Here is a 21,046-nt window from a genome sequence, read left to right on the forward strand (position 1 = left end):
ACACCCTGACGCGTAGACAGTTGAAGCTGCGCCGTGGGGATGAAATGCAGCTTGAACCCGACCTTGAAACTAGCCGCGTACCGCTCGACTGGATTTTGGTCGTGAAGCTGATTGACGGCGGTCGAAAGCGACTGCGCGAAGTCGGTGAAGCCGCGGTGTATCTGCGCGAGACGCGCGCGACGGCCGGCATCACCGACGACCACTTCCACGAGTGCATCCAGATGCTGAAGCTCGGCATCGTCTTGCCGGATGGTGACTTGCTCCGCGAAGCTACCGAAGTCGTCGAGCGGCTTTTACGCCGCGACGGCATGCTCGTCGAATAGCGTCACGCACTTCGGCGTCCCCATTACTCGATCGTCTCACGATCGCGCCTGAACTGCGTCTAGTGGCGCACCCGACAGGAGTCGAACCTGTGACCTTTGCCTTCGGAGGGCAACGCTCTATCCAGCTGAGCTACGGGTGCGTGGCCGCCTGAATAGCCGATAGAGCGTGCCGCCGCAACGGCCGCCAAAAGACAACGGCGTCCGACCGTTTCGGGTCAAACGCCGCCGTCCCCTCTGAAGCTGGTGCGATCTCGCGTCGCGTCCAGCGACGTTCTGTGGCCGGGCGGCTAAGCCGCCAATCGGCCGTGATGGCTGTGCAGCATGCCGGACAGCATGCGGCGGAACTCGTTGAAGTCGGGCGCGGAAACGTCGCGTGGGCGCGGCAGGTCGATTGCAATGTCGCTATCGATGCGGCCGGGGCCGGGTGACATTACGATGCAGCGGTTGGAGAGGAAAATCGCTTCCTCGATCGAATGCGTGACGAACAGCACCGTGAGCTTCGTGCGCTCCCAAAGCTCGAGCAACTCGTCCTGCAGGCGTTCGCGCGTCATCGCATCGAGTGCGCCGAACGGCTCGTCCATCAGCACGACTTCCGCGTCATTCGCGAGCACGCGCGCGATGGCGACGCGCTGCTTCATGCCGCCGGAAAGCTGATGCGGGTAGACATCGGCGAATTTCTGCAGGCCGACGAGCTCGATATAGTGATCGACCGTCTGCTTCACTTCTGATTTCGCGCGCCCGCGCGAGGCGGGACCGAAGCCGATGTTGCCGCGCACCGTCAGCCACGGGAACAGGCCGTAGTCTTGGAACACCATGCCGCGGCTCGGCGACGGGCCTTGGATGGGCATGCCCCACATCAACGCCTCGCCGGAGGTTGCTTCCTCGAAGCCCGCGACGATGCGGAGCAACGTCGACTTTCCGCAGCCCGATGCGCCGATGAGGCAGACGAACTCGCCGCGTTCGACTTCGAGGTTCGCGCCGCGCAAGGCTTCGATCTTGCCGCCGTTGACCGTGAAGCTCTTGCCGACATTCTTCAGCGAGAGAATGGGGACCGTGGGCTTAGACATGGTTGGGGCTCCAAGCGAGGAGGCGGCGGCCGATCAGCATGACGATGCGGTCCGAGATGAAACCCGCGATGCCGATCGCGACCATGCCGCAGATGACGATTTCGGTGCGCGAGAGCTGCCGCGCTTCCATGATCATCGCGCCGAGGCCGGTCGGCACGCCGGTCATCTCGCCGATGACGATGACGACCCACGCGAAGCCGAGGCCGAGACGAAGACCCGTGAAGATCGCGGGCAGGGATGCCGGCAGCACGACCTTGGCGAACTGCATTGAACCTTGGCAGCCGAGCATGCTGGCCGCTTCGAAGAGACGCGGCTCGACCGAGCGCACACCGAATACCGTGTTGATAAGGATGGGGTAGAACGCGCCGAGGAAGACGAGAAAGAAGGCCGACTTCGGCCCGATGCCGAACAGGATCATCGCGAGCGGCAGCCACGCCGTGACCGGGATCGGCCGCAAAATCTGCAGCATCGGATCGAGCATCTGACGCACGAGCGGCACGCGTCCGATCATCAGCCCGAGCGGCAATGCGACGATGAGTGCGAGCGCAAACCCGCCATACACGCGGCTGACCGAGGCGAAGACGTGCGTCATCAGCGTTGAGCTAAACGCATCGTCGTTGATGCCGCCGAAAGCGAGATCGTAGAGCGCTTTCGCAACATCGAGCGGCGGCGGGATCAGGCTGTAGGCTCGTCCCGTCGTCATCACGTGCCACGCGATGAGAATGAGGATCGGCAACGTAACGGCGAGAACGGGTCCCTGCAGCCGTGACCAGCTGAACGCCGCTTTGCGCGCTGGCTCAGCTGCCGGCGGGTCCGCGGCTGCGGTGGAGATCGCCGCAGGCGCGTGACTGTTGTCGATGAGCATCGTCATGCTTGCCGCGCAATTTCGTCGACGAAGCGTGTGTCGAAGAAGGCCGCGAAGTCGGGCAGCTGCTTGATCTGCTTGAGCTCGAGCATGTGCTGCGCATAGGTCTTGGCTTGGCCGATCTCGGTGTCGCCGAACTTCCAGGTGAGATCGACGTTCGGTGCCGACTGCTCGATCGCTTCTTTCTTCTGGCCGAGCTTCGAGACCGCCATCGCGACCATCTCGGCACGGTTTGCCATCGCGAAGTCGGACGCCTTGCGGTGGATGCCGAGGATCACCTTCGTGATGTCAGGCTTCTGCGCCAGCGTCTCGCGATGCGCGCCGAACACCATGTTGAGCGAACCCATCGCGGTGCCGTAAGGATATTCGACGATCTTGCCGATGCCGCTCGCGAGGCTGACACCCGGGCCCGGCTCCGCGCCGACGTAGGCGTCGACGTCGCCGCGCGCGAGTGCGAGATGCATTTCGCTGAACGAGATGCGCACCGGCGTGATGTCCTTGATCGACATGCCTTCCATGCGCAGGCGCTCGAGGATGAAGACTTCCTGCGTCGAGCCCGGCCAGATCGCGACACGCTTGCCCTTGAGATCCTTGATCGAGGCAACCGGGCTATCCTTGCCGGCGACGACCGCCATGCCCTTATTGCAGGCCGATGCGATGACGACGATCGGCTCGTTGGCGGCAGCGCCAAGTAGCGCAGCCGCGATACCGAACATGCCGAAGTCGACCGACTTGGTGACGACCGCGTTCTTGCCTTCGGTCGGACTCTCGAACGGCACGACCTCGACCTTGTAACCATCCGGCGTGAACTTCTCGTAGAAGTGTGGCGCGATGGAATGGATGAGCTTCAGCGCGCCCATGCGGATCGTGGTCGTCGATTGAGCGCGGACGAACGGAGCCTGCAGCGTGACGGCTGCAGCAGCACTGGCGGCGAGAAAATGGCGACGATGCAACATGACGCTCTCCTTGTTTGGCGTGTTGTTCAGGCAGCTTGTTCGGGCAATTTTTCAGTCTTGCTTCCGGCGGCGAGATACGCGCGCCACCCCCCGAAAGCCGTGATGTCTTGGGCATTTGCGAGTGCATGGGCTTCGCAGAGGAAGCCTTTGACGGTGGTTCCGTCGGCTAGCGTCAACGTGCCGATGCCGAGCGGCGGCGGAATTTCCGCGACGAAAGAACCAAATGCGGCAGGCGACAGCGCCCAGAGTTCGAGTTCGATGCGGCCGGCGCCGCCGTCGCGGGCGAGGCCAGGCTTTGCCGGCGTCGTGCCGGAAAGCGCGTAGAGGCTATAGCCCGCGTCGGTCTGCGCGGCGCTCAAGAAGCGCGCGTTGCGCGATGTCAGCTGATGATTGAGCGGCTGACCACGCAGGTGTGCTCCGACGACCGCGAGGACAATCTCGTTGCTGCGCGCGGGCGCGACGGCGGCGGCGGCAGCTAGTGGAACGTCAGTCGCGGCAAGCATTGCGTTTGCGTCCGCGCGATGCAGCGCATCGCCGAGGCGCGCCAGCATACCGTCACTGAACGCACGGCCGACCAGCGTGACGCCGACCGGCATTCCGTTGGCAAATCCCGCCGGCACCGCGAGCGCGGCCAGATCCATCAGGTTGACGAAATTCGTGAAGAGGCCGAGCCGCGAATTGGCGCCGATCGGGTCGGCGAGCATCGCCTCGATGGTCGGATGCTCCGGCGCGGTCGGCACCAGCAGCACGTCGACCTTGTCCCACACATGCGCGACCGCACGCGTGAGAGCCGCCAAGCGATACTGACCCTCGAAGGCGTCGACTGCGTCGAAACTCTCGCCGCCGAGCACGATCTCGCGCACGACCGGATGAATGGCTTCGGCATCGCGCGCGGCAAAGTCCTTGATAGCCGCAAGACGCTCGGCCACCCAAGGGCCGTTGTAGAGAAGGCGCGCTGCGTCCTCGAACGGCGTGTAGTTGACCAGCACAGGCGTGCCGCCGAGCGCTTCGAGTTTCGTGATGCTGCGCGCATACGCGCCGAGCACGTCCGGCGAGCAGCGCGACAATACGTCCGCGCCGACGACACCGAAGCGCAGAGCGGGCGGTACATCTCGTGCCCAAAGATCGTCCGGCGCTTTGCGCGAATACGCGTCGGCCGCATCGAAACCCGCCGCGACCGATGCGACGAGCTGCGCGTCCGCGACGCTGGCAGCGAAGATCGAGACGCAATCGAGCGTGCGACAAGCCGGCACCATGCCGGTGTTGCTGAGCAGCCCGCGCGTCGGCTTGAGGCCGACCAGATTGTTGAACATCGCGGGCACGCGGCCGGAGCCGGCCGTGTCGGTGCCGAGCGCGAACGGTATCAGGCCGCTGGCGACTGCGACCGCGGAGCCGGAGCTGGAGCCGCCCGAGATGTGTGCGTCACTGAAGACACTGCTCGACAGCCCATAAGGCGAGCGGCAACCGCTCAATCCGGTGGCAAATTGGTCGAGATTCGCCTTGGCGACCGGGATCGCGCCGGCTGCGATCAACCGGGCGACGACCGTCGCATCGGCATCCGGCTGGAACGCGAAAGCCGGGCAGGCGGCCGTCGTCGCGACGCCGGCGACGTCGATGTTGTCTTTGACCGCGAACGGAATGCCGAAAAGTAGGAGTTTTTCGCCGTTGTGGCGTCGAGCGGCTGCGATCGCCAGAAGTTTTAGCGCACGTTCACGCGGCACCAGCGCGAGCAAGGCCGGAAACGCCGCTCCGGTCTCCAACCGGTCGTAAAGAGCCTCGAGATCGGCCCGCGCATCGCGTCCAGCCTCGTAGGCCGCGACCCGTGCCGGGATGTCCGCAAAAATGAGAGGTTCGGTCACGCCATCCGTCCGTCTTGCTTGATTGCAACCAATGCTAGACGTATGCCTGTTGACGTCTATTGCTGTTTTTTGACCAGGCTGTTGCCAAAAAGGAAACAGGCGCCATGCGGCACATGAAAGTGCTGGAAGCCATTCGCGACGTCGCCGAGAGCGGGTCGATCCGCCGCAGCGCCGAGCGGCTGGCGATCACGCCGTCAGCCCTCACCCGAAAGATCCAGGACTTCGAACAGGAGATCGGGACGACGGTGTTCGAGCGGTTGCCACAGGGGATGCGGCTCAATTCGGCCGGCGAACTCCTGCTACGGCATATCCGCGATCAGCTTGCCGATTTCGATCGCCTGCGTTCGCAGATCGCCGATCTCTCCGGCGTCCGTCGTGGCCACGTCGCGATCGCCTGCAGCCAGGCTTTCGCGCACGAGCTGATTCCGAACGAAATCGAAGCCTATCGCGCGCAGCACCCGCTTGTGTCGTTCACCGTGCTGGTGCGCGATCACACTTTCGCGGTCGAAGCGCTGACGTCGTTCGAGGCCGATCTTGCGGTCGTTCTGCAGCCGCCGCCCGCGCCCGAATTGCAGCCGCTGCAAATCCTCGCGCAGCCGCTCTGCGCGCTGATGGGGCCGGGTCATCCCCTCGCGAAACGCAAGACCGTGCGTTTGCGCGATTGCCTGCAATACAGCATCGCAATGCCGGGGGCCGGGCTCGCCATTCGCCATCTGTTGCAAGGTGCGATCGTGAAAGCATCGATCCCGATGCGCATCGCGATCGAGTCGGATTCCTTTGAGGTGCTGCGCAGCTACGCCGTGCGCGAAGAGGTTATCTCGTTCCAGATCCGCGCCGGTATTCCGCACGACAGCCCGGACCTGGTCGCCGTTGAGATCGACGGCCGCGACTTACCGCATGCGCAGGTGGTGCTCGGCCAGCTTCACGGACGCAGGCTGTCGGTGGCGGCATCCAAGTTCGTCGACCAGATCGGCCGTACGTTGACCTCGCGCTACGCCAGCGAATAACAGCACTGCGTCGGCGGGCTTGTCCTCCGCGCTATGCGCCGTGCAAAATGCCCGCCCAACAAGAACAAAAAAATTCGGGAGTGGTTTGATGTTGAGTTCTGCACGCGCCTCCGTTGCGGGCGCGGTCTTGTGTCTCTCTCTTTCGTTGACCGGCGCGGCGCTGGCGCAGCAGCCGCTGAAGACCCTCAAGGTCGGCGTCCTCACCGACCTCAGCGGTTTCGCGGCAGACCCGACCGGCATGGGTTCGGTCACGTCAGCGAAACTCGCGATCGAAGATTTCAAAGCCGAGCGTCCGGATATCGCGGTCGAGCTGGTACAGGCCGATCATCAAAACAAGCCGGACATCGGCGGCGGCATTGCGCGCCGCTGGATCGAAGTCGAGAAGGTCGACGCGATCCTCGACGTGCCGTTCTCGTCGGTCGCACTCGCCGTCAATGAAATCGTGCGCGGTTCGAAAGGCGCGTTGATCGCGTCCGGCCCCGGCACGTCTTTGCTGTCGGGCGAAAAGTGTTCGCCGAACACCGTGCAGTTCACCTACGACACGTGGTCGCTCTCGCACGTCACCGCGCTCGCTTTGCTCAAGAGCAAAAAGGATACGTGGTTCTTCATCACGGCCGACTACGCGTTCGGCCACTCGCTGGAAAAAGATGCCGCCGACGTCATCAAGGCGGCACCCGGCGGCAAGGTGCTCGGCGCGGTGCGTCATCCGCCGGCCTCCGCGTCGGTCGACTACTCGTCGTTCCTGCTGCAGGCGCAGGCGAGCAAGGCAAAGGTCGTCGCCTTCGCTAACGCGGGCGGCGACACGACCAACTCGATCAAGCAGGCTGCGGAGTTCGGTCTGCAGGCCGGCGGCCAAGAGCTCGCCGCGTTGCTATTGCAGGAGACCGACGTTCACGCGCTCGGCCTCAGCGTCGCGAAGGGTCTCTACCTTTCCGCCGCGTTCTACTGGGATCTGAACGACGACACGCGCAAATTCGCCAATCGTTTTTCCGCGATGATGAACGGAAAGCGGCCGACGATGATTCAAGCGGGCGTCTATGCCGGCACGATTCATTATCTCCGCGCCGCCGCTGCCGCGAATACGTCTGACGGCGCGCAGGTTATTGCGAAAATGAAAGAGATGAAGTCGAACGATCCGATCTTCGGCGAAGGCTTCGTGCGCGAAGACGGCCGCCACGTGCACAAGATGTATCTCTTCCAGGTGAAGACGCCGGCCGAATCGAAAGGCCCGTGGGACTATTACAAGGTCATCGAGACCGTGCCGTCCGAGCAGGCCGTGCGCCCGCTCGCCGAGGGTAATTGCCCGATGGTGAAAAAGTAGTCCACGAACGATTCCTCATACTCCGCTCACTCCCGCGAAAGCGGGAGTCCAGCCAGCGCGCATCTGCGCGCGTAAGAACTTCTTAAGTTTCGCGACCTGCCGGTCGCGGACTGGATACTCGCGGGAGTTTATCCTCGACGCGATCGGGGACGGGTATGAGTGGAGGATGACGCGATCGCGATCGTGTTAACCGGTTCCTGACGGCTCACCGCCACACTCACGCATGTGATTCGTTCCCTCCCGCGTGCCGTGAGCGTGTTATGTGCCAGGTTCTTGAGTTCCGTCGTCCCGTTGCTGCCGTCGCCGTCGAGACGCATGAGTATGTCGATCTCGACCTTCTTTCGGCCGTCGATTTCGCGTTACGCGATCTTGCCGACATCGCCCGGCACATCACTGTGCCGGCCGCGCGCGAGCAAGCCGAAGCTTGTCGCGAGATGCTGCAGGCCGCTTTCAGCGCTGCACTGAGCCGCGTCTAAATTCGCCCCTGGAACGTATTGCATTCCGAGACCTTGCCGCTCGTCAGGCCGGTCTTGAACCAGCGCATGCGTTGCTCGGACGAACCGTGCGTGAATGAGTCGGGCACGACGCGTCCCTGCATCTTTCGTTGCATCGCGTCGTCGCCGATCGCGCTCGCGGTTTGCAACGCGGCTTCGACATCGCCGGGCTCGATGAAGTTCAGTTTTTTCTGCGCTTGATTCGCCCAGACGCCGGCGAAGCAATCCGCCTGCAGTTCCACCATCACCTGAAGCTTGTTCGATTCCGATTCGTCGAGCTGCTGCTGGAGCTGTTGCACCTTCGGCAGAATGCCGAGCTGCATCTGCACGTGATGTCCGATCTCGTGCGCGATCACATACGCGGCGGAGAACTGGCACGCCTTGCCGGAGCAGCCGCGGAAACGTTTCTCGAGCTCGGTGAAGAAATCCGTGTCGAGATAAACTTTCTGATCGTTCGGGCAGTAGAACGGACCCATCTGCGAATTCGCGCCGCCGCAGGCCGAGCGTGTCGCGCCGTCATACATCACGAGGCCCGGCGCTTTGTACGAACGCCCGGCCTGTTGGAAGATATCCTTCCAGCGATCCTCGGTGTCGCCGAGAACCCCCGAGACGAATTTGCCCATCTCGTCGTTCGGGGCGCCGCGCCGCGTTTGCTGCGTCGGCGCTTGCTGCGTCTGGCTCGGCCGGTTTTGCGTAAAGATCTCGGCCCCGCCGATGAGGACGCGCGGGTCGATACCGAGCGCCCAGCCGATCAGGCCGAGGATGAGAATTGTTCCGATGCCGAGGCCGCTGCGGCCGCCCGGAATGCGTGGCCCACCACCGGGCTCACCACGGCGGTCTTCGACATTCTCGCTTCGTCGAAAATCTTCCCAACGCACCGGCTTGCCTCCAGCATGAACCGGGCTTTTTGCTTATGCGGCGGAGCGGCCGCGAACCCGTCACGCCTAGGTAATCACATCGGTGCGGGCGCTGTCACGCGCGGCGCGGGCGAAGGAACATCCTTCGCCTTCGTCCAAGGCTCGGATTTGAACACTTTCGCGATCGCAGCCGCAGCAACGACACCGCCAAGCCCCGCGAGATTGACCAGCGCGACGACAAGGTACCCGGTGCCCCAAAGGTCGAGCGCGATACCGGCGATCCAGGCGAGTGCCGTGCAGGCGAGAAACGCCGGCAGCGATTGCGTGCCGACCAGCGTCAGCACTTTCGCGGGCTGCGTATCGAGAAGCCAGCGCGCTTTGTCGAGTAGCGACAGCGTCAGATACGCGAGTGCGAGAAAATGGATGATCCGTACCGGATGCACATTCGTCCACGTATTGAGCGGTAGCGCGCGGGCCTGCCAATCGATCAGCGCCGGGAAGGCGTCCGTGAAAGCCCAGAAATTGAACGGCACCGACACGATCACGATCACGGCCGCGAGCCAAACAAGCCAACGCTTGTTGAGCGCGGGCGGCGTCCACCAGCCGAGGCCGATAGCATAACCCATGAAGAACAGAAGCTGCCACGCGAACGGATTGAAGAACCACGGGCCGCCGTTGTTGCTGTGGCCCGGCATTGCAAGGCCGAAGAGGAACGTCGCCGCGTAAAGCGCTGCCGACAGCGCGAACGGCGCCACCGGATGAAGGCGGCGCGCCGCCATCATCACGGGTACCAACGCCAGCACGACGATGTAGAGCGGCAAAATGTCGAGCAGTGCCGGCACGAAGGTCAGCGTCACGAGCCCCGCGACGGCCGCGCCCGGCGCGGACATGAGATAGCTGATCGCTTGCGCGGCGTGACTGCCTTCCGGCGCGATGAGCACCGAGATGCCGGCGAGCACGACGAACAGCGCGATATGCGCCCAGTAAAGCTGCCAGATGCGATAGGCGATCCGCAACGTGCCGTTCCAAAATCCGGAGCGCGTGAAAGTCCCGCCGAACGCTACCGCGCTCGCAAAGCCCGAACCGAAAACGAAAAGTTCCGTCGCGGACGAGAAGCCGAAGCGGGCCGGAATCCAGGCCAGCCAAGGATTGGCCGGCGTGTGCGCGATGAAGATGATGAGCATGCAGAGTCCACGAAACACGTCGAGGCGCTTATCGCGCGGGCGTTTGACAGGCTGCATACGTCCTCCTGTCTAAGCTCTACGCATCAGCGGCCGGAACGTTACCGGCCGTGGCCGAATTATTTCGCCCCCCGCGTAACGTCGCAGCTCCGCCCGCCGAAGAGCCATCAACGTCACGCTTGGAGGGCTTCCGCATGACCGCTAGCAGCCTCGTCACCGATCGGCCACGCATTATCGGCATCGCGATCCCGACCGCGTGGGAACTCTGGGCGCTTGCCATCGGCGGGCTAGCGGGCCTCTGCCTTTGGGAAATCTGGGCCAATGTTCCGACGCCGTATGTCGCGGGCGGTCCGCTCGAACCGCCGACGCTGATCAAGGCGCTGTTTCAGCGTCAGATCGGCTGGGAGCCGTCGACCGAGATCGCCAAGTCATTGCACTATTTCACGGGCGTCATCGGCTACCCGCTCGGCTATTTCCTGCTGACGCGCAATGGCGTCTCGGTCGGCCGCAACGTCGACGGGTGGATCTGGGGCGCGTTCACGACCTTCATCGCGCTCGGCCTCTTTGCGGTGCTCGCCGGCCTGCCGTTCATGCTGTGGGCGTGGGGCGGCCAGCTCACCATCATGAGCACGATTGGTCACACGCTGTATGGCGGTCTCGCAGCCTACGTCGCCGAATTCATGATCGCGCGCCGCTAGATTTGCGGCGTCTCACGAAGCGTGATTTGGTCCCGCGACTTTGCGGGAACGCGATATGGATATCTTCGAACGCTTCAAGACTGCGGCGCGCGCCGATTGGGACAGCTATGTCGATCATGCATTCGTTCGACAGATGGCTGACGGCACGCTTCCGCAGCCGGCGTTCCGAGAATATCTCGTCCAGGATTATCTCTTTCTGATTCAGTTCGCCCGCGCCAACGCGCTCGCGATCTACAAGAGCCGCACGCTCGCCGACATGCGCAAGGCGCAGTCTGCGGTGTCCGCAATCCTCGATGTCGAGATGGACTTGCACGTGCGCCTCTGCGCGCGTTGGGGCATCTCCGCGCAGGAACTCGAAGCAACGCCCGAACACGCCGCGACGGTGGCCTATACGCGCTTCGTGCTCGATCGTGGCGCCGCCGGCGATCTCCTCGAACTCAACGTCGCACTCTCGCCCTGCGTGATCGGTTACGCGGAAATCGGGCGGACGCTGCTGCCAAAGATCTCGCCGGATCATCCTTACGCCGAGTGGATCGGTGAGTATGGCGGCGACGCGTATCAAGAGATCGCCGCGAATGCGCGCGCCTATCTCGACGATCTCGCCCGCCGCTTCATGCCCGCAAACCGCTTCGACGAACTCGCATCTCTGTTCGCCGCCGCCTCCCGCCTCGAAGCCGACTTTTGGCAGATGGGGTTGGACGCGAAAGATTGACTATATACGGCATTGCCGTATATAAGATCGATGCACGGCGTCGTTACAACATCAGTTTTTGAGAGTGACGCTGCGCGTGCAGGACTAACGGAAGCCGAGATCTCCGAAATCGTTGTTTGGCTCGCCTCCAATCCGCTGGCGGGTGACATCATCTCCGGCACTGGCGGAGCGCGAAAGGTGCGTTTTGCCGGAAAGGGTAAGGGGAAGAGCGGAGGCTACAGGACGATCCATTATTTCGCCGGCGACGACGTTCCGTTGTTTCTCTTGGCGCTGATCGACAAAGGCGAGCGAGCCAACTTGTCGAAAGCCGAGCGAAACGCTCTAGCAGTCGAGCTTACCTGCCTAGCCAAAGACTATCGCGAAGGGCGAGCAGAACGACCTCGCGGCCTGACGAGGAGAAAATAACAATGAGCAAACTCGGCGAACGATTGATCCGCAGCGCGAAAGAAGCGCGAGCCATCGCGCGCGGCAAAGTAAAGCCTCCGCGCGAATTCGTGCCGCCTTCATCGATCGACGTGGCGGCTATCCGCAAGCGATCAGGATTGTCTCAGGATATGTTCGCGAAGCGCTACGGCTTCTCGGCCGCTGCCGTCCGCGATTGGGAGCAACAGCGCCGCACGCCGGAAGCTGCAGCGCGGACATTGCTGATCGTCATCGAGAAAGAACCCGCGGCCGTCGATCGGGCGTTGGCCGCGAGTTCGTGATGCCTACTCCGCCGGTTGCGGCAGAGGCTCAGCGGCGGCTTTGCGTTCGGCGCGGCTGAACAGTTTCGTCACGCCGACGAAAAACACCGGAACGAACAGCAGCGCCAGAATGACGACGGAGATCATGCCGCCCATCACGCCGGTGCCGAGCGCCTGCTGACTCTTGCCGGCCGCACCGTAGGCGATGACCATCGGCGCGACGCCGCAGATGAAGGCGAGGCCAGTCATCAAAATAGGACGGAAGCGCAGGTAACACGCTTCCACCGTCGCTTCGATGAGCGGCTTGCCTTGCGCGCGCAGATCCTTGGCGAACTCGATGATCAGGATCGCGTCCTTCGCCGCTAGTCCGATGATCGTGATCAACCCGATCGTGAAATACACATCGTTCGGGAAGCCGCGCAGACTTGCCGCGATAACGGCGCCGAGCATGCCGAGCGGCACGGTGAGCAACACCGCAATCGGAATCGTCCAGCTTTCGTAAAGCGCCGCGAGACAGAGGAACACGACGAGCGCCGACAACGCGAGCAGGAAGCCGGCTTGCGAGCCCGCGAGTTTTTCCTGCAGCGATTGACCGGTCCATTCGTATCCGAAGCCGCGCGGCAACTGGCCGGACAGTTTCTCCATTTCGGCGATGGCGTCGCCTGAGGTGAAGCCCGGTTTTGCCGAACCCGAGATACGCACCGACGGGTAGTAGTTGAAGCCCGCGATCTGCGTTGGGCCGACCGCCCATTGCACGGTTGCGAAGGACGAGAATGGCACCAACTCGCCGCGCGAATTGCGCACGTTGTAGTTCAAAATGTGCTCGGCTTGCATGCGGCGATCGTTGTCGGATTGCACGATCACGCGCTGCATGCGCCCGCGGTTCGGGAAGTCGTTGATGTAGTTTGAACCGAGGTTGGTCGAGATCGTGTTGTTGATGTCCTCGAAGGTAAGGCCGAAAGCGGCCGCTTTTTCGCGATCGATCATCAGCTGTACTTGTGCGGCCGGCGGGAGACCTTCGACGTAAACGTCTTGCAGGACAGGGCTTTTCGCCGCGAGCGCGAGCAGCTGATCCTTCGCCTGCATCAGCGCGTCGTAGCCGCGTTGTCCGCGATCCTGCAGACGGAACGAGAAACCCGACGAGTTGCCGAGGTTATCGATTGGCGGCGGCTGCAGAGCCGAAAACTTTGCGTCCGGATACTGGCCGAGCGCCTTGTTGATGTCGGCAACGATCGCTTCGGCCGAATCTTTCGAGCCGCGCTCCGACCAGTGCTTGAGCGTGATAAACGCCTGCGCGGTGTTCTGGCCTTGGCCGAGGAACGAGAAGCCGGTGAGGAACGTGTAAGCCTGGATGCCGTCGCGGGTTTTCAGATAGTCCTCGACCTTCTTCACGGCGTCGAGCGTGCGGCCGAACGAGGCGTCTGCGGGCGTCTGCACGTCGGTCGTGATGAAGCCTTGATCGTCGACCGGCAAGAAGCCGGCCGGCATGCGCGTGAAGGCCCAGCCGAGGCCGACGAGCAGCACGATGTAGATGAGCATGTAGCGGCCGGTGCGCAGGATCATGCGGTTGACGAGACCCGCATAGCCTTTCTTCGTCTTCTCGATCGAGCGGTTGAACCAGCCGAACAGGCCGCGCCGCTCGTGATGATGTCCGGCCTGAACCGGCTTGAGCAGCGTCGCGCAGAGCGCCGGCGTGAGAGACAGCGCCATCAAGGCCGAGAAGCCGATGGCGGCGACCATCGTCACCGAGAACTGCTTGTAGATGATGCCGACCGAGCCCGGGAAGAATGCCATCGGGATGAACACCGCAATGAGCACCAGCGTGATGCCGACGATAGCGCTCGTAATCTGGCCCATCGCTTTGCGTGTCGCCTCCTTCGGTGGAAGCCCTTCCTCACTCATGATGCGCTCGACATTCTCGACGACGACGATCGCGTCGTCGACCAAGATGCCGATCGCAAGCACCATCGCGAATAGCGTCAGCATATTGATCGAGAAGCCAAGCAGCAGCAACGCCGTACATGCACCGAGCAGCGCGACCGGCACGACGATCGTTGGAATGAGCGTGTAGCGGAAGTTCTGCAGAAATAGGAACATCACGAGGAAGACGAGGACGACGGCTTCGACGAGCGTCACCAACACCTTCTGGATCGAGGCCTCGACCACCGGCGTGACGTTGTAGGGAATGTCGTACTTGATGTTGGACGGGAAGAAGCGGGCGAGTTCGTCCATCTTCTTCTTCACGGCCGTCGCGGTGGCGAGCGCGTTGCCGGTCGGCGCCATCATGACCGACAAACCGGCAACTGGCTCGCCGTTCTGCCGCGTCGTGAACTGATAGCTCATGCCGCCGATTTCGATGCGCGCGACGTCGCGGATGCGCACCGTCGAGCCGTCCGGATTGGCGCGCAGAACGATCGCGCCGAATTCGTCCGGCGATGACAGCTGGCCTTTCACCAGCACCATAGCGGATGTGCGCTGGCCTTTCTGCGCCGGTTCTGCGCCGATTGAGCCCGACGCGACCTGCGCGTTCTGCGCCGTGATAGCGCGCGTCACGTCGTCGGCCGTCATGTTGTAGCCGACGAGTTTGTCGCTATCGAGCCAGACGCGCAGCGAGCGCTCCGTCGAATAGAGGAACGCGCGGCCGACGCCGGGGATACGGCGGATTTCGCCGAGAATGTTGCGCACCATGAAGTCGCCGAGCGCGACTTCGTCGAGCGTGCCGTCGGTCGAACGCAGCGTGATGATCTGCAGAACCGCGCTCGAGGCTTCTTCGACCAGAATGCCTTGCTGAATGACGGCGCGCGGTAGGCGCGGCTCGACACGCTTCAGGCGGTTCTGCACTTCGACCGAGGCGAGCGCCGAGTCGGTGCCCGGCACGAAGTTCGCGATAATTTCGACTTGGCCGAGCGAGTCCGAGGTCGACTCGAAGTTCAGAATGCCGCTCGCGCCGTTGAGCTCTTCTTCGATCAGCCGAGTGACGCTGTTGTAGAGATTTTCGGGCGAAGCGCCCGGATAGCTAGTCGAGATCGAGATCGATGGCGGCGCAATGATCGGATACTGCGCGATCGGCAGAAACGGCAGCGAAAGCACGCCGCCAAGACAAATGAAGAGGGCCACCACCCACGCGAAAACGGGGCGGTCAATAAAAAATGAGGGCATCGGACTATCTTATCGAATGACGACCGGGGCGACGTCCGCGCGCTGCGCGGGGTTCGCCGTGGCCGGTTGGGTCCAAGGAATCGGCGTGACTTTGATTCCCGCCGTGATCTTCTGAAAACCTTCGACGACGACGCGGTCGCCTTTCTTTAAGCCTTCGGTGATGAGCCGCTGGCCTTCGATGATTCCACCGACACGCACGGGCTGCGCGATCACGACGTTGTCGTCGCGAATGACGTAGACTTCGCTGTTGCCGCTGAAGTTGCGCTGAATCGCTTGGCTCGGCACCGCGATTGCGTCCGAGTCGATGCCTTGCTCGAGCTGCACGCGAACGTACATGCCGGGCAGCAATTCCTGCTTCGGATTCGGGAATTCGCCGCGCAGCGTCACCTTGCCGGTCGAGGGCTCGACCTGCGCGCCGGAGAACAGCAGCTTGCCGGGGTGGATGTAGATCGAGCCGTCGTCGAGCACGAGCCGCACCTTCGCGGTTTCCGGCGCGACTTGTTCGATGTCGCCACGTTCGAGATCGCGGCGCAGCTGGCTGAGCTCCGTGATCGATTGCGTGAAGTCGGCATAGATCGGATCGAGCTGCTGCACCGTAGTGAGGTGCGTCGCTTCATTCTGGCCGACCAGCGCGCCTTCCGTCACGAGAGCCCCGCCGACACGGCCGTTGATCGGCGAACGCACTGTCGCGTATTCGAGATTGAGCCGCGCGCGCTGAACGTCGGCGGTGCGCGCCTGGAAGTCGGCTTCGGCCTGGCGGTTCGCCGAAACGGCTTGCTCAAGCTGCGCCTGCGAGGCGGACTTGCCCTGGAAGAGCGTTTCGATGCGCTTCGCCTGCTGATGCGCCTGTTCGAGCATTGCGGCTGCCTTGGCCATCGCGGCCTCCTGCAATTGCAGTTCAACCTCGAACGGCTTCGGATCGATCCGGTAGAGAACGTCGCCGGCTTTGACTTCGCTGCCCTGCAGGAAGGCGCGCTCGATAACGATACCGGAGACACGGGCGCGGACCTCGGCGATCCGGGTCGGCGCTGTCCGGCCGGGCAATTCGCGAACGATCGGCCGCGACTGCGGCTCCATGATCAGGAAGCTGATTTCGGGGACCTCTTGCGCCGCCGGTGCGGCCGTCTGTGCGTCTTTGCACCCCGTCAGTCCGAGCGCCAGGACGGCGCCGAGTGCAGCGAATTTCAGGGGGGAGGACGTGAGTGCCAATGCCTTAGGCTCCATTGCGACGTGCAAAAGTAATGGTCACCGGCGCCGCGTTGTCTTCGGCACTGGATGATGATTCCCGGAAAACGATTGTCGTTAAATGAACGTACCTTCAGCTTTGGGTGCGGCGCAACCAAGCTTGGCTGCGGCCGAAAGGCGCGCCAAACGGGCGCCAAAAAGCCTCAAATTCGCGCTACACGACACTCATCCGCCCAAGAGATACCGGTTTGGTTCCGTCAAACGGAACAATTTGCGCCGCCTATGACCCTTTCGGGGTGCGCGGCAGCGTACTCTCACGGCCATTTGATGAATCGGATTGCTGCGGCGCAGCACGCATGGCTGCCGGTTAAACCCGGCGGCTAGCGGAGGAAGGGGTTGGTCGCCCGCTCACGCCCGATCGTGCTGACCGGACCGTGCCCGCAGATGAACGTCACGTCGTCTTCCAACGGCAGTAGCTTTTCCTTGATCGAGCGGATGAGCGTGTCGTGATCGCCGCCCGGAAGATCGCTCCGGCCGACCGAACCGGCGAACAGCACATCGCCGACCAGCGCGAATTTCTGCTCTTCGTTGATGAAGACGACGCTGCCGGGTGAGTGGCCCGGGCAATGCCGGATTTTGAACGTGACCCCGGCGGCCTCGACCGTGTCGCCATCCTCCAGCCAGCGATCCGGCGTCACCGGCCGGGCCGGGATGCCGTATTGAACGCCTTGCTTGTCGAGATTGGCGAGCATGATCGCTTCGGCCTTATGCGGGCCTTCGATCGGCACGTTGAGGCGCTCTTTGAGTTCAGCCGCCGCGCCCGCATGGTCGATATGCCCATGGGTGAGCAAGATCTTGTCGATCGTGATCTGGTTCTCTTCGATCGCGGCCAAGATCTGGTCGATATCGCCGCCCGGATCGACGACGACGCCGTGATCCGTTTCCTTGTCCCATAGCAGGGTGCAGTTCTGCTGAAAGAGCGTGACCGGCACGATGGCGGCTTGAATCTTCGGCAAAGGCGTCTCCTGGCGTCAGCCCCTTAAAATCGGCATCGCATCATTCACGCAGGATCGCAAATCGAAAGGCCGGTATTCCGCATTTTTGCTGGCCTTTGCGACCTTTTCTTCCTACACGTCGCGCCGACAACCGGCGGTTTGCGGTCACGGGAACCCGCGCCTATGCTGGCCGGAAATGCGGTCTTAGGGAGAGTTTGAATGTCACAGGCCATGGATATGCGCGAGGCGCGCCACGCCAAAGGCGGCAAGGATGTCTTCAATTGGGAAGACCCGCTCGATCTCGAAGGCGAGTTGACCGAAGAAGAGCGCATGGTCCGCGACACCGCGAAAGGCTACGCGCAGGACAAGCTGATGCCGCGCGTGAAGTCGGCCTACCGCGAAGAGCGCTTCGACCGCGAAATCATGAGCGAGATGGGCGAGCTCGGCCTGCTCGGCGCGACGATCCCGGAACAGTATGGCGGCGCCGGCCTCGGCTACACGGCCTATGGTCTGATCGCGCGCGAAGTCGAGCGTGTTGACTCAGGTTATCGCTCCGCGATGTCGGTGCAGTCCTCGCTCGTGATGCACCCGATCTACGCTTACGGCTCCGAAGAGCATCGCAAGAAGTATCTGCCGAAGCTCTCGACCGGCGAGTGGGTCGGTTGCTTCGGCCTCACCGAACCGGATCACGGTTCAGACCCGGGTTCGATGGTCACGCGCGCGACGAAAGTCGCGGGCGGCTACAGCCTCACCGGCGCGAAGACCTGGATCACCAACGCGCCGATCGCCGATGTCGCCGTCGTCTGGGCGAAGCTCGATGACGTTATCCGCGGCTTCGTCGTCGAACGTGGCACCAAGGGTTTCTCGACGCCGAAGATCGAGGGCAAGCTCTCGCTCCGCGCATCGGTGACGGGCGAGATCGTGCTCGAAAACGCCGTCGTGCCGGAAGAGAATCTGCTGCCGAATGCACGCGGCCTCGGCGGCCCGTTCGGCTGTCTTAACCGCGCCCGCTACGGCATTGCCTGGGGCGCGATGGGCGCCGCGGAATTCTGCTGGCATGCCGCGCGCCAATACACGCTCGACCGCAAGCAGTTCGGCCGTCCGCTCGCCGCCAATCAGCTGGTGCAGAAGAAGCTCGCCGATATGCAGACCGAGATCACGCTCGGCTTGCACGCCGCGCTCCGCCTCGGGCGCATGTTCGACGATCACCGCGAAGTACCGCCGGCAATCTCGATGCTCAAGCGCAATAACTGCGGCAAAGCGCTCGACATCGCGCGCGTTGCCCGCGACATGCACGGCGGCAACGGCATCTCGGACGAGTATCACGTGATGCGTCACGTTTCGAACCTCGAGACCGTCAACACCTACGAGGGCACGCACGACATTCACGCGCTGATCCTCGGTCGCGCACAGACCGGCATCCAGGCGTTTATGTAACGCGCTTCGATGCGCTAACGAAAAAGCCCGCGAGCGATCGCGGGCTTTTTTGTTTGGGTGAAGCGTCATTGCGAGGAGCGGCGAAGCCGCGACGTGGCAATCCAGAAGCCAAGTAGAAAGTACTGGATTGCTTCGTCGCTCCTGCTTCGCAGCGCGCTCCTCGCAATGACGGCGGAGGCGCTGAGCGCCGAGTCTCAATCCTTCAAAAACACATCGGCGGTCAGCACCGACCGGAACGGTAGCTTCTCGGCCGCAAAAGTTTCTTCCGCGCCTTCCTGACGATCGACGATCGTGATGACGAGAACCACGTTCGCGCCTTCTTCGCGCAGCACTTGAACGGCCTGCATCGCGGAGCCGCCCGATGTCGTCGTGTCCTCGACGACCAGCACATTCTTGCCCTTGAGCGTCTGCCCCTTCGGCAATCCTTCGACCAACTTGCGGGTGCCGTAATTCTTCTCGGCCTTACGCACGAAGAATGCGCCGATATTGCCGCCGCGCTGATAGCTCGCGATCGCAACCGCGGTGGCGATCGGGATCGCGCCCATCGCGAGACCACCGACATACTCGATGTCGAGGTCCTTGATCATGTCGACGACGAGTTCGCCGATATAGGCAGCGCCGGCCGGATGCAGCGCGGTCGGCCGCAGGTCGAAATAGAAATCGCTCTCTCGGCCGGAGGCGAGGGTAATCTTGCCGCGCCCGAACGAGCGCTCCTTGATCAGGGCGATCAGCCCTTCGCGGGCGTTGGCGTGCGCGGGCTCCGCGCGTCGCAGCGGCTGCATTCCGTATCCTCGTGTAATGGCGTTGCGGCAGTATAGCGGGGTAAGGGCGGCGGGTGCACCCGCCTGATGAAACATTCCGGAAATAATCCAAGACATTTGGACGAAACGAATCGCCCGTAAAACGTCGATCAATCGAGGTTAGACAGACCGCCGCCGCCTACGGTGATCTGTCAGACGGGCGGCACAGACCTTGGGTCCGTGCTGCCCGTTCTCGTTTCCGGGCTACTTTTCCGGTCCCGCCACCACCTTTTGGTCGTGCAGTTTGCCGATCTCGCCCGACGACAGTCCGAGCACACCCGAGAGCACTTCATCCGTGTGCTGCCCGAGCTTCGGCGCGGACCCGGCCGCGCCGCGATCGAGCCCGAGGAAGCTCGGGGCAGGGCCCGATGTCGGATACGTATGGCCGCTCGGATGGCTCGCCTCCGCGAACAGCGGGCTGTTCTTGAAATGCGGACCTTCCGTCACCGCCTCGTGGACGCTCTGATACGGCCCCCAGCAGATATCCGACTCGTCGAACAGTTTTCCGCATTCGGCCTGCGTGCGCGTCGCAATCGCAGCCTCGATCAGCGGGAACAGGCGATGGCGATGCGCGAAGCGAATGCCTTCGTCTTTCGCGAAGGTGACGCCGAGTTCGGCCTCCAGCGCCGCGACCTTCTCGGTGAGGCCGAAGCCCTTCAGCATCCCGGTCCACTGCCGCGGCGTGATCGCGACCACCATCACGCGCTTGCCGTCGCGCGTGAGAAAATCGCGGCCGAACGCGCCGAAAATGTCGTTGCCCATGCGCGGACGATCGGCGCCGGACGTCAGCACTTCGGCGACTTGTCCGAGATGGCTGAGTGTCGCCATCGCGACATCGCCGAGCGGCAGCCGTACTTCCTGACCCTTGCCGGTCTCGCGGCGATAGCGCTCGGCGGCGAGCAGCGAATACGCCGCGGACGCGCCGGTGAGCAGATCCCACGACGGCATGATGTGGTTGACGGGCGCGGTCTGATCCGATGGGCCGGTGAGATACGGATAACCGAACGCGGCGTTGACCGTGTAGTCGACGCCCGTGGTGCCGTCGGCCCAGCCCATCACGCGCACCGAGATCATATCTGCGCGCCGCGCCGCGAGCTTGTCATGCGCGAGGAATCCGCCGACCGGGAAATTCGTGAGGAAGATGCCGCCGTCCTTGCCGGGCGCCGTCGCGAGCGTCACCGCGAGCTCGCGGCCCTCGGGGCGCGTGAGATCGATTGCGATCGACTTCTTTCCCTTGTTGAGGCCTTCCCAGTAGAAGCTTAGGCCGTTCGGCGCGAGCGGCCAGCGGCGAAAGTCCGGACCGCCGCCGATATTGTCGAAACGGATTACTTCCGCGCCGAGCTGCAGCAGATGCAAACCGCACGACGGCGCTGCGATGAACGATGACCCTTCGACGATGCGCAGGCCTTTGAGCAAGTCATACATACGGAACGTTTCCCGATCTTGT

General features: G+C 63.0%; 20 protein-coding genes and 1 tRNA gene. 9 read left to right on the plus strand and 12 right to left on the minus strand.

Annotated elements, in window-relative coordinates; all coding sequences use genetic code 11:
* Positions 1-44: 44 nt before the first annotated feature.
* Positions 45-323, plus strand: a complete 279-nt coding sequence (locus tag GJW30_RS08250; protein ID WP_130364807.1) for a hypothetical protein — start codon at positions 45-47, stop codon at positions 321-323.
* Positions 324-386: 63 nt separating this feature from the next.
* Here the strand turns inward: GJW30_RS08250 and GJW30_RS08255 are convergent.
* The 5 genes from GJW30_RS08255 to atzF all read right to left on the minus strand — a co-directional run bounded on the left by GJW30_RS08255 (position 387) and on the right by atzF (position 5,070).
* Positions 387-463, minus strand: a tRNA-Arg gene (locus tag GJW30_RS08255).
* 147 nt (positions 464-610) lie between these two features.
* Positions 611-1,390 carry an ABC transporter ATP-binding protein gene (locus GJW30_RS08260; protein ID WP_096354079.1) on the minus strand — a complete coding sequence of 260 codons (780 nt, stop codon included), beginning with the start codon at positions 1,388-1,390 and terminating at the stop codon, positions 611-613.
* The gene (locus GJW30_RS08265) at positions 1,383-2,255 is read right to left on the minus strand and encodes an ABC transporter permease (protein ID WP_430727116.1); all 873 of its coding nucleotides are present in this window, start codon (positions 2,253-2,255) and stop codon (positions 1,383-1,385) included. The genes GJW30_RS08260 and GJW30_RS08265 overlap by 8 nt, the downstream gene beginning before the upstream one ends.
* Positions 2,256-2,257: 2 nt before the next feature.
* Complete coding sequence (locus GJW30_RS08270; RefSeq protein ID WP_096354085.1) at positions 2,258-3,211, minus strand: ABC transporter substrate-binding protein; 954 nt, start codon at positions 3,209-3,211, stop codon at positions 2,258-2,260.
* A 26-nt stretch (positions 3,212-3,237) separates the two neighbouring features.
* The gene (gene atzF, locus GJW30_RS08275) at positions 3,238-5,070 is read right to left on the minus strand and encodes an allophanate hydrolase (RefSeq protein ID WP_096354088.1); all 1,833 of its coding nucleotides are present in this window, start codon (positions 5,068-5,070) and stop codon (positions 3,238-3,240) included.
* A 104-nt stretch (positions 5,071-5,174) separates the two neighbouring features.
* On the opposite strand from atzF, the gene GJW30_RS08280 reads away from it, so the two are divergent.
* From GJW30_RS08280 to GJW30_RS08290, 3 genes are all read left to right on the plus strand, one after another.
* On the plus strand, positions 5,175-6,077 hold the full coding sequence (locus tag GJW30_RS08280) for a LysR family transcriptional regulator (protein ID WP_096358729.1): 903 nt from the start codon (positions 5,175-5,177) through the stop codon (positions 6,075-6,077).
* An 88-nt stretch (positions 6,078-6,165) separates the two neighbouring features.
* On the plus strand, positions 6,166-7,398 hold the full coding sequence (locus GJW30_RS08285; RefSeq protein WP_096354091.1) for an ABC transporter substrate-binding protein: 1,233 nt from the start codon (positions 6,166-6,168) through the stop codon (positions 7,396-7,398).
* A 260-nt stretch (positions 7,399-7,658) separates the two neighbouring features.
* A complete protein-coding gene (locus GJW30_RS08290) occupies positions 7,659-7,874 on the plus strand; it encodes a magnesium transporter CorA family protein (protein ID WP_096354094.1) in 216 nt (71 codons plus the stop codon).
* Here the strand turns inward: GJW30_RS08290 and ypfJ are convergent.
* Complete coding sequence (gene ypfJ / locus GJW30_RS08295) at positions 7,871-8,770, minus strand: KPN_02809 family neutral zinc metallopeptidase (protein WP_096354096.1); 900 nt, start codon at positions 8,768-8,770, stop codon at positions 7,871-7,873. The genes GJW30_RS08290 and ypfJ overlap by 4 nt on opposite strands.
* 74 nt (positions 8,771-8,844) lie before the next feature.
* The gene (locus tag GJW30_RS08300) at positions 8,845-9,990 is read right to left on the minus strand and encodes an OpgC family protein (RefSeq protein WP_096354098.1); all 1,146 of its coding nucleotides are present in this window, start codon (positions 9,988-9,990) and stop codon (positions 8,845-8,847) included.
* A gap of 134 nt (positions 9,991-10,124) precedes the next feature.
* Here GJW30_RS08300 and GJW30_RS08305 point away from each other — a divergent pair, with 134 nt between their 5' ends.
* The 4 genes from GJW30_RS08305 to GJW30_RS08320 are packed head-to-tail and all read left to right on the plus strand — an operon-like array spanning position 10,125 to position 12,044.
* Positions 10,125-10,628 (plus strand): hypothetical protein, encoded by a 504-nt coding sequence (locus GJW30_RS08305; protein WP_130364809.1) that lies wholly within the window; start codon positions 10,125-10,127, stop codon positions 10,626-10,628.
* Positions 10,629-10,683: 55 nt separating this feature from the next.
* Entirely contained in the window at positions 10,684-11,340 is a 657-nt protein-coding gene (tenA, locus tag GJW30_RS08310; RefSeq protein ID WP_096354103.1) for a thiaminase II, read from the plus strand.
* A 30-nt stretch (positions 11,341-11,370) separates the two neighbouring features.
* Positions 11,371-11,745, plus strand: a complete 375-nt coding sequence (locus tag GJW30_RS08315) for a type II toxin-antitoxin system RelE/ParE family toxin (RefSeq protein WP_096354105.1) — start codon at positions 11,371-11,373, stop codon at positions 11,743-11,745.
* A 2-nt stretch (positions 11,746-11,747) separates the two neighbouring features.
* Entirely contained in the window at positions 11,748-12,044 is a 297-nt protein-coding gene (locus tag GJW30_RS08320) for a helix-turn-helix domain-containing protein (RefSeq protein ID WP_096354108.1), read from the plus strand.
* Between the two features lie 3 nt (positions 12,045-12,047).
* Here the strand turns inward: GJW30_RS08320 and GJW30_RS08325 are convergent, their stop codons facing one another.
* The 3 genes from GJW30_RS08325 to GJW30_RS08335 form a co-directional block, all read right to left on the minus strand.
* On the minus strand, positions 12,048-15,182 hold the full coding sequence (locus GJW30_RS08325; RefSeq protein WP_096354111.1) for an efflux RND transporter permease subunit: 3,135 nt from the start codon (positions 15,180-15,182) through the stop codon (positions 12,048-12,050).
* 9 nt (positions 15,183-15,191) lie between these two features.
* Positions 15,192-16,406, minus strand: a complete 1,215-nt coding sequence (locus tag GJW30_RS08330) for an efflux RND transporter periplasmic adaptor subunit (RefSeq protein ID WP_096354114.1) — start codon at positions 16,404-16,406, stop codon at positions 15,192-15,194.
* A 341-nt stretch (positions 16,407-16,747) separates the two neighbouring features.
* Complete coding sequence (locus GJW30_RS08335) at positions 16,748-17,383, minus strand: MBL fold metallo-hydrolase (protein ID WP_096354116.1); 636 nt, start codon at positions 17,381-17,383, stop codon at positions 16,748-16,750.
* Positions 17,384-17,581: 198 nt separating this feature from the next.
* On the opposite strand from GJW30_RS08335, the gene GJW30_RS08340 reads away from it, so the two are divergent.
* On the plus strand, positions 17,582-18,799 hold the full coding sequence (locus tag GJW30_RS08340) for an acyl-CoA dehydrogenase (RefSeq protein ID WP_245408692.1): 1,218 nt from the start codon (positions 17,582-17,584) through the stop codon (positions 18,797-18,799).
* Between the two features lie 194 nt (positions 18,800-18,993).
* On the opposite strand, the gene pyrE is transcribed toward GJW30_RS08340, so the two are convergent.
* Together pyrE and GJW30_RS08350 are read right to left on the minus strand one after the other, a co-directional pair.
* Positions 18,994-19,581, minus strand: a complete 588-nt coding sequence (gene pyrE, locus GJW30_RS08345; protein WP_096354119.1) for an orotate phosphoribosyltransferase — start codon at positions 19,579-19,581, stop codon at positions 18,994-18,996.
* 222 nt (positions 19,582-19,803) lie between these two features.
* Positions 19,804-21,024: a CoA transferase gene (locus tag GJW30_RS08350; protein WP_096354121.1), complete on the minus strand. Its 1,221-nt coding sequence runs from the start codon at positions 21,022-21,024 to the stop codon at positions 19,804-19,806.
* Between the last annotated feature and the right edge of the window lie 22 nt (positions 21,025-21,046).

The organism is Variibacter gotjawalensis (assembly GCF_002355335.1).
In the GTDB taxonomy this organism is placed as follows: domain Bacteria; phylum Pseudomonadota; class Alphaproteobacteria; order Rhizobiales; family Xanthobacteraceae; genus Variibacter; species Variibacter gotjawalensis.

Coding starts and splice junctions, on each gene's coding strand:
- GJW30_RS08250 (WP_130364807.1), top strand. CDS start 45: ATGCAGCTTGAACCCGACCTTGAAACTAGCCGCGTACCGCTCGACTGG.
- GJW30_RS08260 (WP_096354079.1), bottom strand. CDS start 1,390: ATGTCTAAGCCCACGGTCCCCATTCTCTCGCTGAAGAATGTCGGCAAG.
- GJW30_RS08265 (WP_430727116.1), bottom strand. CDS start 2,255: ATGCTCATCGACAACAGTCACGCGCCTGCGGCGATCTCCACCGCAGCC.
- GJW30_RS08270 (WP_096354085.1), bottom strand. CDS start 3,211: ATGTTGCATCGTCGCCATTTTCTCGCCGCCAGTGCTGCTGCAGCCGTC.
- GJW30_RS08280 (WP_096358729.1), top strand. CDS start 5,175: ATGCGGCACATGAAAGTGCTGGAAGCCATTCGCGACGTCGCCGAGAGC.
- GJW30_RS08285 (WP_096354091.1), top strand. CDS start 6,166: ATGTTGAGTTCTGCACGCGCCTCCGTTGCGGGCGCGGTCTTGTGTCTC.
- GJW30_RS08290 (WP_096354094.1), top strand. CDS start 7,659: ATGTGCCAGGTTCTTGAGTTCCGTCGTCCCGTTGCTGCCGTCGCCGTC.
- GJW30_RS08300 (WP_096354098.1), bottom strand. CDS start 9,990: ATGCAGCCTGTCAAACGCCCGCGCGATAAGCGCCTCGACGTGTTTCGT.
- GJW30_RS08305 (WP_130364809.1), top strand. CDS start 10,125: ATGACCGCTAGCAGCCTCGTCACCGATCGGCCACGCATTATCGGCATC.
- tenA (WP_096354103.1), top strand. CDS start 10,684: ATGGATATCTTCGAACGCTTCAAGACTGCGGCGCGCGCCGATTGGGAC.
- GJW30_RS08315 (WP_096354105.1), top strand. CDS start 11,371: ATGCACGGCGTCGTTACAACATCAGTTTTTGAGAGTGACGCTGCGCGT.
- GJW30_RS08320 (WP_096354108.1), top strand. CDS start 11,748: ATGAGCAAACTCGGCGAACGATTGATCCGCAGCGCGAAAGAAGCGCGA.
- GJW30_RS08325 (WP_096354111.1), bottom strand. CDS start 15,182: ATGCCCTCATTTTTTATTGACCGCCCCGTTTTCGCGTGGGTGGTGGCC.
- GJW30_RS08330 (WP_096354114.1), bottom strand. CDS start 16,406: ATGGAGCCTAAGGCATTGGCACTCACGTCCTCCCCCCTGAAATTCGCT.
- GJW30_RS08340 (WP_245408692.1), top strand. CDS start 17,582: ATGTCACAGGCCATGGATATGCGCGAGGCGCGCCACGCCAAAGGCGGC.
- pyrE (WP_096354119.1), bottom strand. CDS start 19,581: ATGCAGCCGCTGCGACGCGCGGAGCCCGCGCACGCCAACGCCCGCGAA.
- GJW30_RS08350 (WP_096354121.1), bottom strand. CDS start 21,024: ATGTATGACTTGCTCAAAGGCCTGCGCATCGTCGAAGGGTCATCGTTC.